Consider the following 19188-nt stretch of genomic DNA (forward strand, 5'->3'; position numbering starts at 1 on the left):
GCGCCCACGGTAGCCCGCACGGCTCGGACTCCCGGCCCGATTCGCACCCGGGCGCGTTGTCTGGGATGCCGGGATCGCCGGCCCGGGCCGGGGCGGCGTCTGCCGGTGGCCCTACAGCGGCCGGTCGGTGGGGATGTTGATCCAGCTCGGGGACTCGGGGTCCAGCACCAGATGCTGTGGGCGCAGCTGGGATTCGATCAGCAGCGCGGGAATCAGCATGCCCTTGGGGAAGTTCGAGGCGAAGACGTCCACGCGCAGGCGGTGGCCGGGCTGGAGCACGGCGTCGGTCGCGGCCAGGGCGATGTCCAGGGTGGTGGGCTCACCGGGAACGATCGGCTGCCGAGTTTCCAATGTCAGATGGTGGTAGGGGTCGGTGTAGTCGCCGTTCGCGGAGCGCTCGCTCCTGTCCTCGTCGATCGCCCGCAGCGAGGACACCAGCTGACCCGAGGTCAGCACGGTGGACTGCCCGTCGGGCGCGACGTCGTTGACGGTGACGGTCCAGTAGCCGTCGGTGGCGTCCAGCACCGTGTTCAGGTGCACCGCAACGGGTCCGGATACCCGGGTGGGTTCGGCCACGGGAGTTCCGGTGAAGGTGAGCGCGGCGGTCTCGGCGATCCGGGAATCCTTGGCGCAGGCGTCGATGAGCGAGAGCACGCCCGCGGTGATCTGGGCGGCGTCCCGTGAGCACAGGGTGGACAGTCCCGGCGCGACGGTGAGAGTCGCCGGACCGGGTACGTCCGCGCTCAGCGAACCGTCGTGCACGACCGGTCCCGTTGTGCCGCTGGGATTCGCGGACAGATACACGCGCCGGTGCTCGGCCGCGGCGGCCGGGTATTCGCCGCCGCTGACCCAGCCCGCGCCCTGCTGGTACACGGTCGTCGGGCCGAACCGATCGATCCCGTTGTCGATGCCCTTGAGCCACCTGTCGAACCATGCGCGCTGCAGCACGTCCAGCCGCGGCGGCGCACCGGGCGTGCCCAGTCCGGACCCGGCGGTGACGTGGTACCAGTCACCCATGAGCAGCTGCTTCTGCCCGGGCGGCAACGGGATGTCGCGGTAGATCTGCGGCTCGCTGTAGGCGAAGATGTCGTGCCAGCCGCCGACCACGAACGTGGGAACGCGAATGTTCTCCGGTCGGGCGAACAGCCCGCTGCGGAAAGCGCCGTCGGGGTTCAGGAACTCGCGCAGGTGCGGCGGAATCGCATCCACGCTCGGTACGAACAGCGCCTGAATCATCAAGTCCAGGTAGGTGACCGGACTGGCGACCCGGTCCGCGAGCCACTTCCAGTCGAAGCGGCCCTGCACCACCGAGGCGAGATCGGGCAGCAGTTTCGACGCGTCGATCGCGCCGACCCAGAACGGCAGGAATCCCACCCCCACACCGCCGCCGGGCGCCGCGGTATCGCGTACCAGATCCGAACCCGGCACCACCGGGAAGATCGCTTTCAGAGCCGCGGGCTGCTTGCCCGCGGCCTGCACCTGATTGATGGCGGAGTAGGACACCCCGGTCATTCCGATCGAGCCGTTCGACCACGGCTGGTTCGCCGCCCAATCGATGACCTCGAGGGTGTCCTGCTGCTCGCGCGCTCCGAATGCCTCCCAGATGCCCTGGGAGAAGCCGGTTCCGCGCACATCGACCACGACCTGCGTGTAGCCGCTCTGCAGCATTTTGCGATCCACCGCGAAGTTGCGCAGCAGCCCGCCGGACAGCGTCCGCACCAGATCGCCCGCGCCCGACACCGGCGTGCCGTTCAGATCGAACAGATCGAATCGGTTCATCAGGGTGACGAGAGAGTCGTAGAGCACCGGCACCGACATGGCCGAATCCCCGAGCATCGACGCGAGTTTCGTATAGGGGGTGAGGTTCACGAGGGTCGGCGTCGGCGTCTCGACGATGCGCCCGCCGGCGTCCATGGGGCGATAGACGTTGGCCTTCAACACCGTTCCGTCGCTCATGGTCACCGGCACGTCCCAGTCGATGTGCACGCCGGGGAAGAGCGGCGCCTGCTCGTGGGTCGCGTTCCATTCGGGCGCCCCCGCGACCGGATCGACCCCCTCCGCCGTCGACACGGGCGTCGCGAGCGCGCCCGCCACCATCGCGGCCACCGTCGCCACGGCCAGCCGCAGCGCGGCGCCGCTGAATCTCCTCATGACGTTGATCTGCCCCTTCATCACTGTTCCCCGGCCGCCGTGCCCCTGCCGACCGGATAGAAACTGTTGCGTACCCAACTGTCGGGGCTCACTGTAACCCGCGTCACTCGCCCGGACAAGGCCGATAGGCTGCACGCATGGCAATCGCATCGCAGGTGTCGCGGGAGCGGCTGCGGCCCGGGCCGAGTGCGCTCACCCGCGAGGAAGTACTGGCTTCCCAGCAGGGCCGTCTCGGTATGGCGGTCCTGCACGCGGTCGCCGAATCGGGCTATCTCGCCACCACGGTCGCCGATATCACCAAGCGCGCGCAGGTCTCACGGCGCACCTTCTACGAGCTGTTCACCGGCAAAGAGGAGTGCTTCGCCTACGCCTTCGACACCGCGATGGACATCCTGCACCAGCAGCTGGGCGCGGTCCTCGAGCCGCACGCGCAGGCGGATTGGCAACTGCTGGTGCGTCGTTCGCTCGAGTCCTACCTGGCGATCCTCGCCGCCGAACCGGCCGCCGCGCGGGCCCTGCACGTCGAGGCCCTGGCCGCCGGGCCCGCCTTCGCCCAGCGCCGAGCGCGCATGAAGAAGATCTTCGCCGACCGCATGATTCGAGCCCACGCGCTGGGCGTGGACCGCGGCGAACTCACCGGCGCGCCCTCGCCCGGCGTGGTGGACCTGCTCATCGGCGGCATCGAGGACCGCATTCGCGATTGCCTGGAGACCGACGGTCCCGAGCGGCTGCCGGACCTGGCGGTGGATCTCAGCATCGCGGCCGTCGCGCTGTTGCGGGCTCCGGCCCGGTAGGCGGCCGCCGGCCCGGTGCCCGGTCGTCCGGCGCGACGGCTACGCCGACCGCGGCGGTCCGGCCCAACTCGGCGAAAGCGCCGGACGAGCCGGTCGTTAGGCTGTACCCATGACAGCTTCGACCGCCACCGAACTGGACAACGTCCGCGAGGCGGTGCACGCCGCGGCGCGCCGGGCTCGGGTGGCCTCGCGCACGCTCGCCCAGCTCACCACCGCGCAGAAGGACACCGCGCTGCACGCCGCGGCCGATGCGCTGCTCGCGGCCAAGGATCGCCTGCTCATCGCCAACGGTGAGGACATCGAGATCGCCGCGGCCGGGGGCACCCCGGAGGCGCAGCTCGATCGCCTGCGGCTGACCGCCCCGCGCATCGACGGCATCGCCTCGGGCCTGCGGCAGGTGGCCGGGCTGCCCGATCCGGTCGGCGACGTGGTGCGCGGTTCGACGCTGCCGAACGGCCTCGAGATCCGTCAGGTCCGCGTCCCGCTGGGCGTGGTCGGCATGGTCTACGAGGCGCGGCCGAACGTGACCGTCGACGCCTTCGGGCTCACCCTCAAATCCGGCAACGCGGCGCTGCTGCGCGGTTCGTCCTCGGCGGTGCGCTCGAATGCCGCACTGGTCGAGGTATTGCGCGAAGCGCTCGGCGCGCAAGGGCTCCCGGCCGACGCGGTGCAGCTGCTGCCCGCCGACGACCGGTCCAGCGTCACCCATCTGATCCAGGCCCGCGGGCTCGTGGACGTGGTCATTCCGCGCGGCGGCGCCGGGCTCATCAACGCCGTCGTGCGCGACGCGCTGGTGCCGACCATCGAGACCGGCACCGGCAACTGCCATGTCTTCGTGCATCGCGACGCCGACCTGGACATGGCCGAGAGCATCCTGCTCAACGCCAAGACCCGCCGCCCGAGCGTGTGCAACACCGCCGAGACCGTGCTGATCGACGCCGCCATCGCCGACACCGCGGTACCCCGGCTGCGCGCGGCGCTCGAGGGCGCGGGCGTCACCATCCACGGGGATCTGCCGGGGCTGGTACCGGCCACCGACACCGACTGGGCCGACGAATACCTCTCGCTGGACATCGCGCTGAAGGTCGTCGACGACCTGGACGCGGCCGTCGAGCACATCAACCACTGGGGCACCGGCCACACCGAGGCCATCGTCACCGCGGACCTCCGGGCCGCCCGCGCGTTCACCACGCGGGTGGACGCCGCCGCGGTCATGGTCAACGCCTCCACCGCCTTCACCGACGGCGAGCAGTTCGGCTTCGGCGCGGAGATCGGCATCTCCACCCAGAAGCTGCACGCCCGCGGCCCCATGGGCCTGCCGGAACTGACCTCCACCAAGTGGATCGTGTGGGGCGACGGCCAGATCCGGCCCGTCTAAACGCTTTTCGAAGAAAGGGCAGCACCCGTGGCTCCTTCAGCAGCACCGATTCAGGAGCCGATCTTCTCGTCGGTCGACGATGTGATCGAGCGCCTGGCCGGCACCGGCTATCTCGCCGACAAGGCCACCGCCACGTCGGTCTTCCTGGCCGACCGGCTCGGCAAGCCCCTGCTCATCGAGGGTCCGGCCGGCGTCGGCAAGACCGAGCTGTCCAAGGCCGTCGCCCAGGTCGCGGGCGCGGAACTGGTGCGCCTGCAGTGCTACGAGGGGGTGGACGAGGCCCGCGCGCTGTACGAGTGGAACCACGCCAAGCAGATCCTGCGCATTCAGGCGTCTTCGGAGAATGATTGGGCGGAAACGAAATCCGACGTCTTCACCGAGGAGTTCCTGCTCTCGCGCCCGCTGCTGACCGCCATCCGGCGCAGCGATCCGACCGTGCTGCTCATCGACGAGACCGATAAGGCCGACGTCGAGATCGAAGGCCTGCTGCTCGAGATCCTGAGCGACTTCTCGGTCACCGTGCCGGAATTGGGCACGATCACCGCGACCCGCAAGCCGTTCGTGGTGCTCACCTCCAACGCCACCCGCGAGCTGTCCGAAGCGCTCAAGCGCCGCTGCCTGTACCTGCACATCGACTTCCCGGACGAGGATCTCGAGCGCCGGATCCTGGCCAGCCGGGTGCCCGAGCTGAAGCCCGCGGTGGCGGCCCAGCTGGTGCGCGTGGTGCACGTGCTGCGCGGCATGCAACTCAAGAAGCTGCCGTCGGTGGCCGAGACCATCGACTGGGCGCGCACGCTGATCGCGCTGGGCGCAAAGGATCTCGACGACAAGACCGTGCGCGCCACGCTCGGCGTGGTGCTCAAGCATCAGGCCGATCACCTGCGCGCGCAGTCCGAGCTGAAGCTGGCCTGAGGCCATGAGCGGCGGTTCCACCTCGCCCCGGGGCTTCGTCTCCGCGGCCGTGCGCGCGGTCACCGGCGGTGGCGCGCCCGCGCCGCGACCGGTCGCCGCGGTGCCCGGCCCCACGGCCGAGCACGGGTTCTCCGGGCACCTGGTGGGTTTCGTGGAAGCCTTGCGCGCCAGGGGAATCCCGGTCGGGCCGTCCGAAACGGTGGACGCCGCACAGGTGATCACCGTGCTGGACCTGATGGATCGGGAGGTGCTGCGCGAGGGCCTGGCCTGCGCGCTGTTGCGCCGGACCACCCAGCGCGCCACCTACGACGGACTCTTCGACCTGTGGTTCCCGGCCGCGCTGGGAGAGCGCATCGGGGCCGCCGAGGTCGAAATCCCCTACAAGCCCGACGGTTCGGTGAACATCATCGAGCTGCGGCAGATGCTGGCCGAGCTGCTCCTGCAGGAGCCCTCGCCCGAACAGGAGCAGCAGCTCCAGGCGCTGGCCGCGCAGATGGTCGAGCAGATGGGGCAGTATCAGGCCGCGGGCGGGCCGTCCTTCTCCAGTTACCAGACGCTCAAGGATCTGCAGCCCGAACTGCTGGTCGCCAAGCTGCTGGCCGGGCTCGCGGCCGGAATGGACAACTCCGACTTCGACACCGAGGTCGCCCGCCGCACCGCGCGTCAGCGCATCAAGTCGTTCCGGGGCACCGTGGAGGCCGAGACCCGTCGCCGGGTCGCCGAGCGCATCGGCCGGGAACGGGTCGCGAACTACGGCGTGGCCCGCCAGGCCGAGGACGCGGACTTCCTGCGCATCTCCCAGAACGAGCTCGACGATCTGCGCCGCAGCAGTCAGCGGCTGGCGCGAATCCTGGCCTCCCGCTTGGCTTCCCGGCGGCGCAAGGCGCGGCGCGGGGAGATCGATCTGCGCAAGACGCTGCGCAAGTCCATGTCCACCGGCGGTGTGCCGGTCAACCTGGTGACGCGCAAGCCGCGGCCGGGCCGGCCTGATCTCATTCTGATCTGCGACATCTCGGGTTCGGTCGCGGGGTTCTCCAGCTTCACCATGGTGCTTGTCAACGCATTGCGCGAACAGTTCTCGCGGGTGAGGATTTTCGCCTTCGTGGATCGGGTCGACGAGGTGACCCAGCTGTTCGACGCCACCACCCCGCTGGACCAGATCACCCGCCGCATCTTCACCGAGGCGAAGGTCGTCGGCATCGAGGGGCACTCCGACTACGGTTCCGCCCTGGAGGGTTTCGCCGAGCAGTTCCCCGACGCGGTCACCAGCCGCACCTCGCTGCTGATCCTGGGCGACGCCCGCACCAACTACCGTGATCCGGCCCTGGACACCCTGCGTCAGCTGGTCGGCGTCGCCAAGCACGCGTACTGGCTCAACCCCGAGGCCGAGAAGATGTGGGGCACCGGGGATTCGGCGGCCAAGAAGTACGCCGAGATCATCGAGATGCACGAATGCCGTTCGGCTCGGCAGCTGACCGCGGTTGTCGGGCGGTTGCTGCCCATCTGATTCGAGGAGCGCGCCATGGATGTACTCGCCTACTGCCTGGCCAAACCCGGTGCGTGGCAGGACGAACCGTGGGAGGGCGATATCGTCGCGAAGGTCGGCGACAAGATCTTCGCCTTCCTAGGCAACGGTGACGCGATCGGTCTGCAGTGCGGGACGCGGGCCGAGGCGGACGAGCTGATCGCGGTGTACCCCGAGGACGTGTCGGTGTCGGCCTACATCGGGCGGTACGGCTGGAACAGCATCAAACTCGGCGGGAAGATTCCCGAGGACGAGCTGCGGGAACTGATCGATGGATCGTACGAGACCATCGTCGCCAAGCTGCCGAAAGCCAAGCGGCCCCGGGTGTGAGACGGGCCCGCGCCGCGCGGAACGCTCCGTACGGCACGGGCCGCTCGCGGTCGTGTCGGGGAGCTACCGGGCCGAGCGCTGTCGGCGCAGGGTGCGCTCGTAGTCCTCGAAGCGGGCCTTGGCGATCACGGACCGGTCGGGGGTGCGCAGCACGATCCCTTCGGGCCGACCGCCCGCTTTCTCGTCCAGGCCGCACCGGGTTTCGGGCAGGTGCTCGGTGAGGAAGTCGCGGGTCGCGCCGAGCTCCCTGGGCAGGTCCGCACCGTCGAGGGTGAACAGGCGCGGGGTCGGCTCGACCCCGGCTCGCGTCGCGGCCGCGCGCAATTCGGCCTCGCCGACGAACGACTGGCCACCGGCCTCGCGCCAGGCCGAGATCTCCTTGACCGGGCGCGCGAACAGCTCGGCGTGACCCGGCAGCACGGCCACGTCGAACAGCCGGTAGCCGACCGTCAGATTTCCCGTGTACTGCTTGCTCGCCGCGGTCACCTTGCCGCCGTAGGTTTCCAGGAAGTACACGCGCACGGTGTCGTCCGGGGCCGCCAGCGCGTCGGCCACCCCGCGCAGGGCAGCCACGATGCCCTGCGCGGGGTTGCCGATCAGATCACCCTTGGCGCACAGCAGTTCCTCCCGGCTGCCGAGCAGCCAGGCGCCGTCGGGCAGGCAGATGATCCGCGAGTTGCTGCCGTCGACCTTCTCCGTTCCGATGACGGGCCCGGAGAACTCGGTGACGGCGTCGGTCAGGGCCCCGCGCTCCCCGAGCCGGTGATAGGTCGGGATCGACGGGTACTTGGTCGCGCTGTTGATCACCTCTAGGTCTGCCGTGCGCAGATCGAACGTCATCGCCGTATCGTGCGGGCCGCCCGGACCGGCTGTCCACTCATTTCGGGCACGCCGAATCGGGCCATCACGGCATTTGTCATGAGAGTGTTGACCCCGTTGACTTTTCGACGGAAAGATCCCACCGCATGAGCCCCTACCCGTCCCCGCCCGCTCCGCCGAGCCCGAGCAGTCCGCTGCTGCCGCCCGGCCTGGGTTCCGGACAGCCGACGCCCCCCTCGTCGACGACCAAGCTGCGCACGGCGCTCGCCGCGGCGGTCCTGGCGTTCGTGAGCCTGCTCGGCATTCTGCTCGGCATCGTCGCGATCGAGTCCAATGACGATGCCGCGGTCGCGGCCCCCACGTCCACCACGACGGTGGCGAGCCTGCCGCTGCCGGTGGTCGTCCCCGTGCCCACCACCGAGGCGCCCGCCGGCTTCCCCGGCTGGAACGAGGTCTACGCCGACCGGGCGCTCAGCATTCCCGCCGCGACGACCGCCTGCGCCCAGTCCGGCGTCGACTTCGACCTGCCCGCCGGGCAGCCTACGACCACCCGCGACACCGATCTGACCGTAAAGATCGGCTGCGGCGGCGCCCTGACGACCGGCGCGGGCCAGGCCCTCGGTCTGTCGGTGTCCGGCGCGACCCCCGAAGGCTGCCGCACCGACGCCTTGGAACAGCCGATGCCGAAGTCGACTGCCCTCCTCCCCGTCGGAGCCGAGTACTGCGCGATCACGAGCAAGAACGCCGTGGTCTATTTCCGAGTGACCGCCGATGTCCCCGACGACACCCAACTCCGGGAGCTCACCGCCACCCTCTGGACCCGCGAGCCCTGAGACCGCACCACGTCGTGGATCATCACCCGGAGCGGTCGGACCTCGAAAGTAGGCTGTAGGCAGAGAGTCTCGAGTTCGACCACCGAGCCGGTCAGTTTCATACTCCGTCGCGGGGGGTGGAGGAAGACCGTGATGAATGGATGTATCCGACTCGCCGCCTTGCCCTTCGGCTCAGCGGTCTCCGCCATTGTTCCGGTGCCGGACACCGGCGGAGTCCGCTGATGGACCCGATTCCGGAGGATGACGTTTGTCGGACCCCGAAAGTACGATGTAGGAAGCAGATTCGAGCTGGAACACCGCTCCGGTGCGGGTGCCTCCGCATCGCCTCGGTGTGCCGCCCCGGCGAAGGAGTCCACGATGACAGGCTGGTTCCGGCCCGCAGCCCTCTCACTCGGCCTGGCGGTCTTCGCCGGTGCTCTGCTGCTGGACAATTGGGCTCCCGCGCGGGCGGCCTGGTACGTCGCGGGCTGGCTGGTGGTGACGGTGGCTATCTTCTTCGGGGAGTATCGGCGTCAGAAGGTCTGAGCCTGTGGCGCGTGCGTGCGGCTCGCGACCGAGGTGCGCGAATCCGCTGACGGGCTTGGGTATCGGGCCGTTGTGCCGCGTCGAAAATGGTTCGACGCACCGGCTCCCGCGTTCGTACCCTGCGGCCGTGTGCATTTATCCGAACACCTCCCACCGGGTGTGCCTGGACTGTCGGGTGTCGGTCAAGCTGCCCGCATCCCGGTCGTCGGCGCGGTGCCCGCGGTGTCGTCGCGGGATGATCGACGCCGGTTCGCATCTCGCGGTGCCGCGTAAGCTCAACGGGGCCGGGTGGCGGGTGCTCACGACGGTGCTCGGCTCCGGGCTGACCTTTCACGGCGGATGCTGTGGTCAGGGTCCCGGGTATCGCCCGCGGACCCTGTTCGAGGTCCGGGAGCGGCTGAATCTGGCCGAGCGGCGGGGGATTCCGGTCGCCGTGGCGTTGGCGATGGAGGACACAGCCGTCGCCGGCTCGTAACCGAGACTTTCCAAGGGGGCGGAAGTTGTGGCAGCAGAACTCGATTCGGAGAAGCGACGCGTATTCACTCGACCGGACGGCGTCCCGCGCGACCCGCTCGCGCTACTGGTCGTACACCCCGCGATCGCCCCGCCGGAGTACGCGACCCGGCTACGCCACTTGATCTCGGCGGCCCTGACGGTCACGGACTCCACCGACGATCCCCCCGGCCTGGACCCACTACCCCCGTGGTTCACACGCTTCGACGAGGTCGCCTACGCGGCCAACCGCCGCTACTCCGAGGCTCGGGCCGAGGAACCCTGGACGATCCGGGAGTGGGTCGGCTGCTTCGCCCCGACCCGCCGCCAATGGTCGTGGTGGGATCTGACGCTCCGCACGGACGGAACCGTCGCGGTCTGGGCGGACACCCTCGGCGAGCCCCACCCGGCCTGCGAGGAACTGTGGTGGGCGCTCTACGTCTCCGGGGCACGGGCGGTCGACCCACTGACCCTCACGAAGGTCTCCGCATGGCAGGCCGAGGCTCGCGGCCCGAATCCGTAGGGGCGCTTGCGGTCAGACACCTCCGGAGCGGAAAGTCCGCGCCGTCGGCCGCGTCACGACAGGGCGGAGAGTGAGATCCGGGCCTGGTCTAGAGCAGTGTTCCCTCGGCTAGGTGGGTCAGGTAGGTGTCGACCACGTCGGCGGGGGAGGTCTCGCCGGTGGTGGCGGCCCAGTGCTCGGTGGCGAGGCGGACCGCGGTGTTGGCCATCGCGGCGGTCAGGGCCACGGAGATGTCGGTGGGGGAGCGGTTCGTGCGGGTCGCGATGATCGGGATCAGGCGGGTTTCGGCGTCCTGTTGGACGCGGAGCCAGGTGGAGCGGAGGGCGGGGAGTTCGGTCACCGCGCGTAGGACGGGGTGCAGGAGGGTGTCGGGGATGCCGGCCTCGGTGAGGGCGTAGGCGGTGGCGGAGCGGTAGGAGCGGGCCAGGGCCTCGCGGAGGGGGAGATCGGGGGGACAGGCGGCCAATTCGTCGGCCCAGGCGGTGGTTCCGGCGGCCAGGAGCGGGGCGACCACGTCCTCCTTGGCGGGGAAGTAGCGGTAGAAGGTGCGCAGGCCCATGCCCGCGGCGGCGGCGATTTCCTCGACGGTGGTTGCGGCGTAGCCGTTTTCGGCGAAGAGTCGGGCGGCGACCAGGGCCACCTGGCGGCGGGTGGCCGCGCGGCGGGTTTCGCTGAGGGCGGGACGTCCGGGGCCGGGCGTGGCCGTGGTTCGGTCGCTGGTCACAGCCGCACTCTACAGAGCAGCAAAGATTTTGTGGCGCGGTGTGCCATTTATGGCATATTGTGTCACTAAAGCACTCAACGTCGAGGAAGAGATCTCATGAACCGTCTCGAACAGCGCCGCATCCTGGTCACCGGCGCGGGCTCCGGCATCGGCCAGGCCACCGTCCTTCGTCTGCTGTCCGAGGGCGCGATCGTCGTCGGCGCGGATGTCAACGTCGAGGGCCTCGCCCTGACCGGCAAGAACGCCGCCGAGGCGGGCACCGATGCCCGCTTCACCGCCCTGGAGATGAACATCGGCGACGAAGCCGGCGTCATCGCGGGCGTCAAGAGCGCCATCGACACCCTCGGCGGCCTCGACGCGCTGGTCAACGCCGCCGGCATCCTGCGCGCCGCGCACACCCACGAGACCTCCCTGGACCTGTGGAACCAGATCATCAACGTCAACCTCACCGGCACCTTCCTGGTGATCCGCGAAGCCCTGCCCGCCCTGCTGGCCAACTCCAGCAGCACGATCGTGAACTTCAGCTCCACCTCCGCGAACTTCGCCCACCCCTACATGGCCGCCTACTCCGCCAGCAAGGGCGGCATCCAAACCCTCACCCACGTCCTGGCTCTGGAGTACGGCAAGCAGGGCCTGCGCGCCGTCAGCGTGGCCCCCGGCGGCATCAAGTCCGGCATCACCGACGCGACTCCCGGCTACCTGCCCCAGGATTCGGACTGGTCCCTGTTCCAGCGCCTCATCGCCGTTGTCCCGCAGGACAATCCGGCCGAGATGGCGGGCCCGGAGAATGTCGCCGGCGTGATCGCGATGCTGGTCTCGGATGACGGCCGCTTCATCAGCGGCACGGAGATCCGCATCGACGGCGCCGCGCACACGTAATCCACCGGGACGCTCGGGGCGGGTCTCGAACTCGCCCCGAATGTTTCGGCCTACCGGTGGCGCTGGTGGCCGGGTATCACGCGCGGGCCGGGGTCAGGGGTGGAGGATGATTTTGCCGCGGGTCAGGCCGGCCTCGCTGCGGCGGTGAATCTCGGGCAGGTCGCGCAGGGGGCGGGACTCGGCGATGTCGACCCGGAGGTGTTTCGACCCGACCAGCGCGCTGATCCGCGCCAATTGGGCTGCGTCGTTTCGGGTTACGAAGTGGACGGCGGCGGGGGCGGGGATCGGGGTCGCGATGGATACCAGGCGACCGCCGGGGCGGATCAGGGGTGTCAGGGCGGACGCCGCGCCGGGCGTGAGGGCGGCCAGGTTGATGACCGCGTCCAAGTCGGCGGGTAGCGGCTGCGCCGTGTAGTCGATGATTCGATCGGCCCCGAGCTCGCGGATCGCGGCGGCGCTGCGTGCGCTCGCGGTGGCGAGGACCCGCGCGCCGGCGCGCTTGGCCAGCTGGACCGCGAAGCCGCCGACGCCGCCGCCCGCGCCGTTGATCAGGACACGTTGTCCGGGTGACACTTCCGCGTGTTCGTGGACCGCTTGCCAGGCGGTCAGCGCGGCCACCGGAATCGCGGCCGCGTCGGTCAGCGGCAGGCCCGCGGGAGCCGGAGCCAGGAGATCGGCGGCGGCCGCGACGTACTCGGCCGCCGCGCCGCCGGTATCCAACCGGGCGATCACCCGGTCGCCCGGGCCGAACGTCGTGACGCCCGGGCCGACTTCCGTGACGATTCCGGCCACATCCCAGCCGAGCGTGTAGGGCAGCGGCAGCGGCAGGACATGTCGTAGCGCGCCGGAGCGCAGCGCCGCCTCGGAAGGGTTGAAAGAGGTTGCGGCGACGCGGATCAGCACCTCTCCGGGGCCGGGGTGCGGCACCGGAACCACGTCGTCCGCGATGACGTCGGGCGCGCCGTAATCGTGGATGCGGGCCGCTCGCATGGTGACGACCGGGGTGGCGGGCGCGGGCTGTGTAGACATTCGGGTGTGTCCTCTCGTTCGGCTGATACCGACGGTATTTGCCGCTTTCGAGACGAACAATGCGTTGATATCTTTGTTTTATACGTCAAAGTCTCCACGTATCCTGATCGAGTGGATGTTCTCAGTGATGTGGTCGCGAGTATGCGCACCGGGCGCGCCAGCTCGGCGCGCATCGAATGGCGTGCCCCCTGGGGCCAGCGGTTTCCCGGTCGTGCGGGCGCGGCCGGATTCCAGGTCGTCCTGCGCGGCTCGTGCAAACTCTTTCCGCCGCAGGGGGATCCGATCACCCTGAACGTCGGCGACGTGGCGTTCTTCCCACACGGTGACAGCTACGGACTGGCCGACGAGCTCACCACCCCGCTCGCCGAACCCCGATGCGATCCCGTCGAAGACACCGACCTGTTCGTCTCGGACTTCGTCGGCCGCGACGGCCAGGCGACGGTAACCCTCTGCGGCGGTTACGAACTCGACCCCGAGCGAGTGCATCCGCTGCTGCGTGATCTGCCCGAGGTGATCCACCTCCCCGCCGAGCTGGGCAGGCACCCCGAACTGCGTTCCGCGATAGAACTGCTGGGCGCCGAGGTGGCCAACCCCCGGCTGGGAGCGGACATCATCGTCCGAGCCCTGCTGGACATGCTGCTGCTGTACCTGCTGCGCGCCTGGTTCGAGGACCGCCCCGCCGGCGCGGAAGTCACCGGATGGGCTGCGGCACTGAATGATCCGGACATCAGCGCCGCCCTGCGCGCCATCCATCGCGCCCCCGGCGAGCCGTGGACGGTGCAGACCCTCGCCGACGAGGCCGGACTGTCCCGGGCCGCCTTCGCCCGCCGCTTCCAATCCCTGGTCGGCCAGCCGCCCCTGACCTATCTGACCTGGTGGCGCCTGGCCACCGCCGGCCGCCTGCTGCACGGCTCCGACGCCCCGCTCCACGAGATCGCCCGCCGGGTCGGCTACACCTCGGAGTTCGCCTTCGCGGCCGCCTTCAAACGCGAGTACGGGATCGCCCCCGGCCGCTACCGCCGCACGCCCCCGGTGGCCAGGACCAACCCCCCGATCCCCGGCTGACGAGCCGGCGGCCACGGCGTCGCGGGCTTTGCCGGCCTCGGCGTCACGATCGGTGACCCGCGCCCGTTGGTCGGTCGTTAGGGAACCGTTGGCGGGTGTCGCGACAGTGGTGGCAACGCCGGGAACAGCCCGGCAGCTTGCGATTTCGGAGAGCGACATGGGGCAGCAGCGTAAGACCGTTCATCTTCTACTCGCCATGGTGCTGGCGGCGCTCACCTTGGGCGCGGTCAGCGTGGTGGCCAAGGGCGACATCATCGTCGGATTCCGGTCGAGCACGTACACGCTCGAGGGATACAACTACAAGGTCGACGTACCGCGATTCGACATCGACGGGGTCGACGGGGCCTACCTTCAGGCCCGGGACGTCTTCAACCGCTCGGTCCGCCGCGCGGCCGACATCTACATCGCCCGGGCGGGCGACCACGTGGACGTCAAGACCGGGACGAACTACGTCTACACCAACCAGCAGGTGCTCAGCACCAAGTTCTCGGTGAGCATCTACAACGAGGGCGCGGCGCACCCGTACGAGGACTTCATCACCCACAACACCCGCACCGAGACCGGCAAGGCCCTCGTGCTCCGCGACCTGTTCACCAATGTCGACAGCGGACTCTCGGTCCTGCAGCAGCAGGCCGCGATCCTGGTGCCCAAGGCCACCGACGGCGAGCCCTACTACAAGGACGCCCTGCTCCCCAAGGAAGACAACTACCGCCACTGGGCGGTGGCGAAGGACGGCCTGCGCGTCTACTTCGGCGAGATCGCCTCGCACGCCGCCGGGAACATCATGATCACCGTCCCGTGGCAGGCCCTGGACAAGGTCCTGAAGCCCGACATGAAGGCCGCGCTCACCGCCTGACCCACCCACAACCGAACCCACAACCGAAAAATGACAACCGCCGGGACGACGTTCCGGCGGTTGCCCCCGGTAAGCTCGCTATTCGTGCATACGACAGGGCGCCGCAAGCTAGGGGTGATGGGCGGCACCTTCGACCCCATCCATCACGGGCACTTGGTTGCCGCCAGCGAGGTCGCGAACACCCTCGAACTCGACGAGGTCATCTTCGTCCCGACCGGGCAGCCCTGGCAGAAGGCCGACCGGCTCGTCAGCCCGGCCGAAGACCGCTATCTGATGACCGTCATCGCCACCGCGTCGAACCCGAGCTTCTCCGTCAGCCGGACCGACATCGAGCGCGGCAAGAAGACCTACACCATCGACACCCTGCGTGAGCTGCGCGAACAGTATCCCGACGCGGATCTGTACTTCATCACCGGAGCCGACGCGCTGGCCAGCATCCTCACCTGGCAGGATTGGTCCGAACTGTTCGAACTGGCGAAATTCGTCGGGGTCAGCCGTCCGGGGTACGAATTGAACATCGACCACCTGGCCGACTATCTCCGTGATCACCCCGCCGACGCCGTCACCATGATCGAAATCCCCGCCCTGGCCATCTCTTCGAGCGAATGCCGGAAGCGGGCGAGCGAGGGCCGGCCGGTGTGGTATCTCGTCCCGGATGGCGTCGTGCAGTACATATCGAAGCGGCACCTCTACGTGTCGCACAGCAATGGGAAGGTGGCGGCAGGGTGAGCGCATCAGTCGAAGCGGTCAAGATGGCGACGGTGGCGGCCTTGGCGGCCGACGAGAAGCTGGCCGCGGAAGTCGTCGTCCTCGACGTCTCCGAACAGCTTGTGATCACGGACTGCTTCGTGATCGCGTCCGCGCCGAACGAGCGCCAGGTCAACGCCATCGTCGACAACGTCGAGGACAAGCTGCGCGACGCCGGATACAAGCCGGTGCGTCGCGAGGGCACCCGCGAAGGCCGTTGGGCGCTGCTGGATTACGTCGACATCGTGATCCACATCCAGCACAACGACGAACGCGACTTCTACGGCCTCGAGCGCCTGTGGAAGGACTGCCCGCAGATTCCGATCGAGGGCATCGAAGAACAGCGCGCCAAGGTCGAGGCCGAAGCGAACGACGAGGCCGGAGACGAGTAGTGGCCAGTAAGCTCGCCGGCGTCCGCCGGCTGATTCTGTTGCGCCACGGGCAGACCGAATGGAATGCCGGCGACCGCATGCAGGGTCAGATCGATACCGAACTCAGTGAACTGGGCCGCCGTCAAGCCAAGGACTGCGCCCCCGACATGGCCACCAGCGATGTCATCCACATCGTCTCCTCGGATCTGCGGCGCGCGCACGACACCGCGCTCGCCGTCGCCGACCACGCCGGACTGCCGGTGGTGACCGACACCCGGCTGCGTGAAACCGATCTCGGGCAGTGGGAGGGCATGACCCACCACGAGGTGGACTCGTTGTATCCCGGTGCGCGCAAGGAATGGCGCATGGATCCGACCTTCACCCCGCCCGGCGGCGAATCCAAGCTGGAGGTCGGCGCCCGCGCGCTGCCCGTGGTGCACGAGTTCTTCACCGAGCGCCACGACTGGCCCGGTAATACCATCGTGCTCGTCGCGCACGGCGGCCTGATCGCGGCACTGACCGCGGCGATCCTGGACCTCCCGCCCGTGAACTGGCCCGCCCTGGGCGGGCTGGCCAATACCAGCTGGGTGCAGTTGACCAGCCACGGTCCGAGCATGGACCGGCCCGGCTGGCGGCTCGATGTGTGGAACGCGGTCGCGAAGGTAGCCCCCGATGTCCAGTGATACCGCCGGTGAACGGCAAGTCTCCGACGAACTGCTGCGGCAGGCGTCGGAGGTGACAAACGTCCGGCACGCGCCGGACGCGTTGTTCGGCGGCGCGCCCGAGCCCGAGAGCGCGGCCGAACCCGGTCCGCGCCCGGTGCTGCTGGTGATCGGTGACTCGCTGTCCTACTTCGGGCCCAAGGGCGGGCTGTCCGCGGATCACCCGCGAATCTGGCCCAATCTCGTTGCCGCCGAACTCGGCTGGGATGTCGAGCTGGTCGCGCGGATCGGCTGGACCTGCCGGGACGCGTACTGGGCGCTGATCGGCGACCCGCGCGTGTGGGCGAGCGTGCCGCGCGCCGGTGCGGTGGTCTTCGCGACCGCCGGAATGGATTCCCTGCCTTCGCCTTTGCCGACCGCGCTGCGCGAACTCATCCGCTACGTGCGGCCGGCCGGCGCTCGCCGCCGGGTCCGCGAGGCCTATAACTGGCTGCAGCCCAAGCTTTCTCCGCTCGGGTGGCCGGTGGCGCTGCCGCCCGCGGTGAGCGTGGACTACCTCGAACAGTCACGCAACGCGCTGGCCGGGTTGCGGCCGGAGCTGCCGATGGTGGCGGTGCTGCCGTCGGTGCATCGGTGCGACGCGTACGCGCGCGTGCACACCGGGCGCGAGCCCATGGTGCGGGCCGTGAGCGACTGGGCGCGGGACAAATCGGTTCCGCTGGTCGACCTGGGTGAAGCCGTGCGGGACAACGTCTTTCACGGTGAGGCGAATCCCGACGGGATTCACTGGGGCTGGGAGGGGCACAGCGCCGTCGCCCGCGCCATGGTGAAGGTGCTGTCCGAGGTCGCGGTGCGCGAGGGCAAGACTGCATGAGAGAGGTTCGCTAGCGGATGGCCGTCGTGGTTGTCACGGACTCGTCGGCCAGCCTGCCCGCCGACCTCGCCGCCGACCTGGGCGTGCTCACGGTGCCGCTGCACGTGCTGGTCGACGATCGTGAGATCCGCGAGGGCGTGGACGATTGCGAGATCGACTACAGCTCTTCCGCGGTGACCACCTCCGGGGCCTCGCCCGGTGATCTGCGTTCGGCGTACGAACGCGCGCTGGACATGAGCGGCGGCGACGGCGTTGTCGCCGTGCATATTTCGCGGCAGCTGTCCGGGACCTGGGAAGCCGGGCGCACGGCGGTGCGGGACATGGACGCCGCCGACCGGGTGCGGCTGGTGGATTCGCTCAGCGCCGGGCTCGGGACCGGGTTCCCGGTACTGGCGGCGGCGCGGCGCGCACGGACCGGGGCGCCCCTGGACGTGGTGTACGACTCCGCGGTGTCCGCGGCCAGTCGCGGGCGCACGTTCATCGTGGTGAACCGGACCGAGCAACTGCGCCGGGGCGGGCGATTGAGCAGTGCCGCGGCGTTTTTCGGCACCGAGCTGGTGACCAAGCCGATCCTGCAGATCGTCGACGGGCGCATCGAGCTGCGGGAGAAGGCGCGGACACGGTCCAAGGCGTTCGCGAAACTGGTCGCGGCGGCGGTGGACGCGGCGGGCGAGGACGGAGCCGCGGTCGCGGTGCAGCACCTCGGGGCGGAAGAGGCGGCGAACACCATCGCGGGGCAGCTGCGGGATCTGGTTCCGGGGATTCGCGAGCTGATCGTGAGCGAGTTCGGGCCCGCGCTGGGCGTGCATCTGGGAATGGGCGCGGTGGGGGCGCTGGTCGTGCCCGGTGGCTGTGGGTGATCGGCGAAACCGCTGATCACAGCGGTTGGAGGCGGGCGTGACCCGCGTCAAAATCTGGCTTTCCACAACGGGATTCGCTATCCACAGGCGCGCTGAAACCCCAGGTCGGCGCACCGGTGGGTTCGGGCTCGAGGCATACCGTCGCCCGCATGACACGCATCGACGAACACTCTCCCGCGGGCCGCAGGCTCGACGCTCTCTCGGACCCCGAATCCGACGCCCCGCCTGATCCGCGGGCGCGCAGCGGGTCTCGCTGGGACGAGGATTCGGCCGAGACGTCCGGCCGTGAATCCGGAGACCGCGCGGCGGACGGATTCGCCCCGGGGCGGTCGCACCGCACGCCCGCGGGTGCGCGGCGGCCGGCGCGTGACCCGCGGCCGCCGGGCGGGGCCTACGAGACGTCCGATGAACGTGAGCTGTCCGGGCACACGGCGCGGCTCGATCATCGAGCGCCCCGGGCCAGCGGGGCGCGGGAGGCACGGGATCCGGGTGGATTGTGCTCTCCCGCCTGGTTGTCCGGGGTCGGCGGGGGCGCCGTGCCCTGGTACGAGCGCGTGGTACCGGAGCGCTTCCGGGGGACGCGGTGGGATCCGGGGCCGCGCGGGGTCGTGGTGCTGGCGGTGGTGGCCGCGCTCGCCGTGCTGCTCGCGGGATTCGCCGCCCTGCGCGAGGAGCCGGAGGTGTACGCGGTGCCGCCCATCAGCCCGCCGGCGAGCGCCGGGCCGGTATCCGCCGCGGCCCAGGACGGTTCTTTCAGCGCCTACTCGTGTTCAGCACGGGGGTGCGGGATGGTCGGGGATTCGTTGTTGCCCGAGCGCGGTGTTCCGAACGCAGACGAG

General features: G+C 69.6%; 21 protein-coding genes and 1 pseudogene. 18 read left to right on the forward strand and 4 right to left on the reverse strand.

The window, feature by feature from the left end; all coding sequences use genetic code 11:
- Nucleotides 1–111: 111 nt before the first annotated feature.
- Nucleotides 112–2172, reverse strand: a complete 2061-nt coding sequence (locus tag ABZ319_RS11660; RefSeq protein WP_354986313.1) for a CocE/NonD family hydrolase — start codon at nt 2170–2172, stop codon at nt 112–114.
- Between the two features lie 116 nt (nt 2173–2288).
- Between ABZ319_RS11660 and ABZ319_RS11665 the strand changes: the two genes are divergently transcribed.
- The 5 genes from ABZ319_RS11665 (at nt 2289) to ABZ319_RS11685 (ending at nt 7090) form a co-directional block, all read left to right on the forward strand.
- Nucleotides 2289–2945, forward strand: coding sequence for a TetR/AcrR family transcriptional regulator (locus ABZ319_RS11665; protein WP_354986314.1), 657 nt, complete (start codon nt 2289–2291; stop codon nt 2943–2945).
- A gap of 109 nt (nt 2946–3054) precedes the next feature.
- Nucleotides 3055–4323, forward strand: coding sequence for a glutamate-5-semialdehyde dehydrogenase (locus ABZ319_RS11670; RefSeq protein ID WP_354986315.1), 1269 nt, complete (start codon nt 3055–3057; stop codon nt 4321–4323).
- 27 nt (nt 4324–4350) lie between these two features.
- On the forward strand, nt 4351–5235 hold the full coding sequence (locus ABZ319_RS11675) for a MoxR family ATPase (RefSeq protein ID WP_354986316.1): 885 nt from the start codon (nt 4351–4353) through the stop codon (nt 5233–5235).
- 4 nt (nt 5236–5239) lie between these two features.
- A complete protein-coding gene (locus ABZ319_RS11680; protein WP_354986317.1) occupies nt 5240–6742 on the forward strand; it encodes a VWA domain-containing protein in 1503 nt (500 codons plus the stop codon).
- A 15-nt stretch (nt 6743–6757) separates the two neighbouring features.
- Entirely contained in the window at nt 6758–7090 is a 333-nt protein-coding gene (locus ABZ319_RS11685; RefSeq protein WP_354986318.1) for an MmcQ/YjbR family DNA-binding protein, read from the forward strand.
- 63 nt (nt 7091–7153) lie between these two features.
- On the opposite strand, the gene ABZ319_RS11690 is transcribed toward ABZ319_RS11685, so the two are convergent.
- Nucleotides 7154–7930 carry an RNA ligase family protein gene (locus ABZ319_RS11690; protein WP_354986319.1) on the reverse strand — a complete coding sequence of 259 codons (777 nt, stop codon included), beginning with the start codon at nt 7928–7930 and terminating at the stop codon, nt 7154–7156.
- Nucleotides 7931–8055: 125 nt separating this feature from the next.
- Between ABZ319_RS11690 and ABZ319_RS11695 the strand changes: the two genes are divergently transcribed.
- The 4 genes from ABZ319_RS11695 to ABZ319_RS11710 all read left to right on the forward strand — a co-directional run bounded on the left by ABZ319_RS11695 (nt 8056) and on the right by ABZ319_RS11710 (nt 10282).
- Nucleotides 8056–8742: a hypothetical protein gene (locus ABZ319_RS11695; protein ID WP_354986320.1), complete on the forward strand. Its 687-nt coding sequence runs from the start codon at nt 8056–8058 to the stop codon at nt 8740–8742.
- Nucleotides 8743–9099: 357 nt separating this feature from the next.
- Nucleotides 9100–9267: a hypothetical protein gene (locus ABZ319_RS11700; RefSeq protein WP_354986321.1), complete on the forward strand. Its 168-nt coding sequence runs from the start codon at nt 9100–9102 to the stop codon at nt 9265–9267.
- Nucleotides 9268–9502: 235 nt separating this feature from the next.
- Nucleotides 9503–9742, forward strand: coding sequence for a hypothetical protein (locus tag ABZ319_RS11705; protein ID WP_354986322.1), 240 nt, complete (start codon nt 9503–9505; stop codon nt 9740–9742).
- Nucleotides 9743–9769: 27 nt separating this feature from the next.
- Nucleotides 9770–10282, forward strand: a complete 513-nt coding sequence (locus tag ABZ319_RS11710; protein ID WP_354986323.1) for a hypothetical protein — start codon at nt 9770–9772, stop codon at nt 10280–10282.
- 88 nt (nt 10283–10370) lie between these two features.
- Here ABZ319_RS11710 and ABZ319_RS11715 read toward each other — a convergent pair whose 3' ends face one another.
- Complete coding sequence (locus tag ABZ319_RS11715; RefSeq protein ID WP_354986324.1) at nt 10371–11006, reverse strand: TetR family transcriptional regulator; 636 nt, start codon at nt 11004–11006, stop codon at nt 10371–10373.
- A 96-nt stretch (nt 11007–11102) separates the two neighbouring features.
- Between ABZ319_RS11715 and ABZ319_RS11720 the strand changes: the two genes are divergently transcribed.
- Nucleotides 11103–11885, forward strand: coding sequence for an SDR family oxidoreductase (locus tag ABZ319_RS11720; RefSeq protein WP_354986325.1), 783 nt, complete (start codon nt 11103–11105; stop codon nt 11883–11885).
- Between the two features lie 93 nt (nt 11886–11978).
- On the opposite strand, the gene ABZ319_RS11725 is transcribed toward ABZ319_RS11720, so the two are convergent.
- Nucleotides 11979–12914 carry an NADP-dependent oxidoreductase gene (locus tag ABZ319_RS11725; RefSeq protein WP_354986326.1) on the reverse strand — a complete coding sequence of 312 codons (936 nt, stop codon included), beginning with the start codon at nt 12912–12914 and terminating at the stop codon, nt 11979–11981.
- Nucleotides 12915–13025: 111 nt separating this feature from the next.
- On the opposite strand from ABZ319_RS11725, the gene ABZ319_RS11730 reads away from it, so the two are divergent.
- The 8 genes and pseudogenes from ABZ319_RS11730 to ABZ319_RS11765 form a co-directional block, all read left to right on the forward strand.
- Nucleotides 13026–13979: an AraC family transcriptional regulator gene (locus ABZ319_RS11730; RefSeq protein ID WP_354986327.1), complete on the forward strand. Its 954-nt coding sequence runs from the start codon at nt 13026–13028 to the stop codon at nt 13977–13979.
- A gap of 157 nt (nt 13980–14136) precedes the next feature.
- Nucleotides 14137–14835, forward strand: a complete 699-nt coding sequence (locus ABZ319_RS11735) for an RsiV family protein (RefSeq protein ID WP_354986328.1) — start codon at nt 14137–14139, stop codon at nt 14833–14835.
- Nucleotides 14836–14919: 84 nt separating this feature from the next.
- The gene (gene nadD, locus ABZ319_RS11740) at nt 14920–15564 is read left to right on the forward strand and encodes a nicotinate-nucleotide adenylyltransferase (protein WP_354986329.1); all 645 of its coding nucleotides are present in this window, start codon (nt 14920–14922) and stop codon (nt 15562–15564) included.
- Nucleotides 15561–15974: a ribosome silencing factor gene (rsfS, locus tag ABZ319_RS11745; protein ID WP_354986330.1), complete on the forward strand. Its 414-nt coding sequence runs from the start codon at nt 15561–15563 to the stop codon at nt 15972–15974. Before nadD ends, rsfS begins: the two co-directional genes overlap by 4 nt.
- Nucleotides 15974–16636 (forward strand): histidine phosphatase family protein, encoded by a 663-nt coding sequence (locus ABZ319_RS11750; RefSeq protein ID WP_354986331.1) that lies wholly within the window; start codon nt 15974–15976, stop codon nt 16634–16636. Before rsfS ends, ABZ319_RS11750 begins: the two co-directional genes overlap by 1 nt.
- Entirely contained in the window at nt 16626–17489 is an 864-nt protein-coding gene (octT, locus tag ABZ319_RS11755) for a diglucosylglycerate octanoyltransferase (protein ID WP_354986332.1), read from the forward strand. Before ABZ319_RS11750 ends, octT begins: the two co-directional genes overlap by 11 nt.
- A 17-nt stretch (nt 17490–17506) precedes the next feature.
- Nucleotides 17507–18349, forward strand: coding sequence for a DegV family protein (locus tag ABZ319_RS11760; RefSeq protein WP_354986333.1), 843 nt, complete (start codon nt 17507–17509; stop codon nt 18347–18349).
- 149 nt (nt 18350–18498) lie between these two features.
- A pseudogene (locus ABZ319_RS11765) lies at nt 18499–19188 on the forward strand (hypothetical protein); the annotation flags it as partial.

Origin of the sequence: Nocardia sp. NPDC005978 (assembly GCF_040614455.1) — a bacterium.
Lineage (GTDB): Bacteria > Actinomycetota > Actinomycetes > Mycobacteriales > Mycobacteriaceae > Nocardia.

Coding starts and splice junctions, on each gene's coding strand:
- ABZ319_RS11660 (WP_354986313.1), bottom strand. CDS start 2,172: ATGAAGGGGCAGATCAACGTCATGAGGAGATTCAGCGGCGCCGCGCTG.
- ABZ319_RS11665 (WP_354986314.1), top strand. CDS start 2,289: ATGGCAATCGCATCGCAGGTGTCGCGGGAGCGGCTGCGGCCCGGGCCG.
- ABZ319_RS11670 (WP_354986315.1), top strand. CDS start 3,055: ATGACAGCTTCGACCGCCACCGAACTGGACAACGTCCGCGAGGCGGTG.
- ABZ319_RS11680 (WP_354986317.1), top strand. CDS start 5,240: ATGAGCGGCGGTTCCACCTCGCCCCGGGGCTTCGTCTCCGCGGCCGTG.
- ABZ319_RS11685 (WP_354986318.1), top strand. CDS start 6,758: ATGGATGTACTCGCCTACTGCCTGGCCAAACCCGGTGCGTGGCAGGAC.
- ABZ319_RS11690 (WP_354986319.1), bottom strand. CDS start 7,930: ATGACGTTCGATCTGCGCACGGCAGACCTAGAGGTGATCAACAGCGCG.
- ABZ319_RS11695 (WP_354986320.1), top strand. CDS start 8,056: ATGAGCCCCTACCCGTCCCCGCCCGCTCCGCCGAGCCCGAGCAGTCCG.
- ABZ319_RS11700 (WP_354986321.1), top strand. CDS start 9,100: ATGACAGGCTGGTTCCGGCCCGCAGCCCTCTCACTCGGCCTGGCGGTC.
- ABZ319_RS11705 (WP_354986322.1), top strand. CDS start 9,503: ATGATCGACGCCGGTTCGCATCTCGCGGTGCCGCGTAAGCTCAACGGG.
- ABZ319_RS11720 (WP_354986325.1), top strand. CDS start 11,103: ATGAACCGTCTCGAACAGCGCCGCATCCTGGTCACCGGCGCGGGCTCC.
- ABZ319_RS11725 (WP_354986326.1), bottom strand. CDS start 12,914: ATGTCTACACAGCCCGCGCCCGCCACCCCGGTCGTCACCATGCGAGCG.
- ABZ319_RS11735 (WP_354986328.1), top strand. CDS start 14,137: ATGGGGCAGCAGCGTAAGACCGTTCATCTTCTACTCGCCATGGTGCTG.
- octT (WP_354986332.1), top strand. CDS start 16,626: ATGTCCAGTGATACCGCCGGTGAACGGCAAGTCTCCGACGAACTGCTG.
- ABZ319_RS11760 (WP_354986333.1), top strand. CDS start 17,507: ATGGCCGTCGTGGTTGTCACGGACTCGTCGGCCAGCCTGCCCGCCGAC.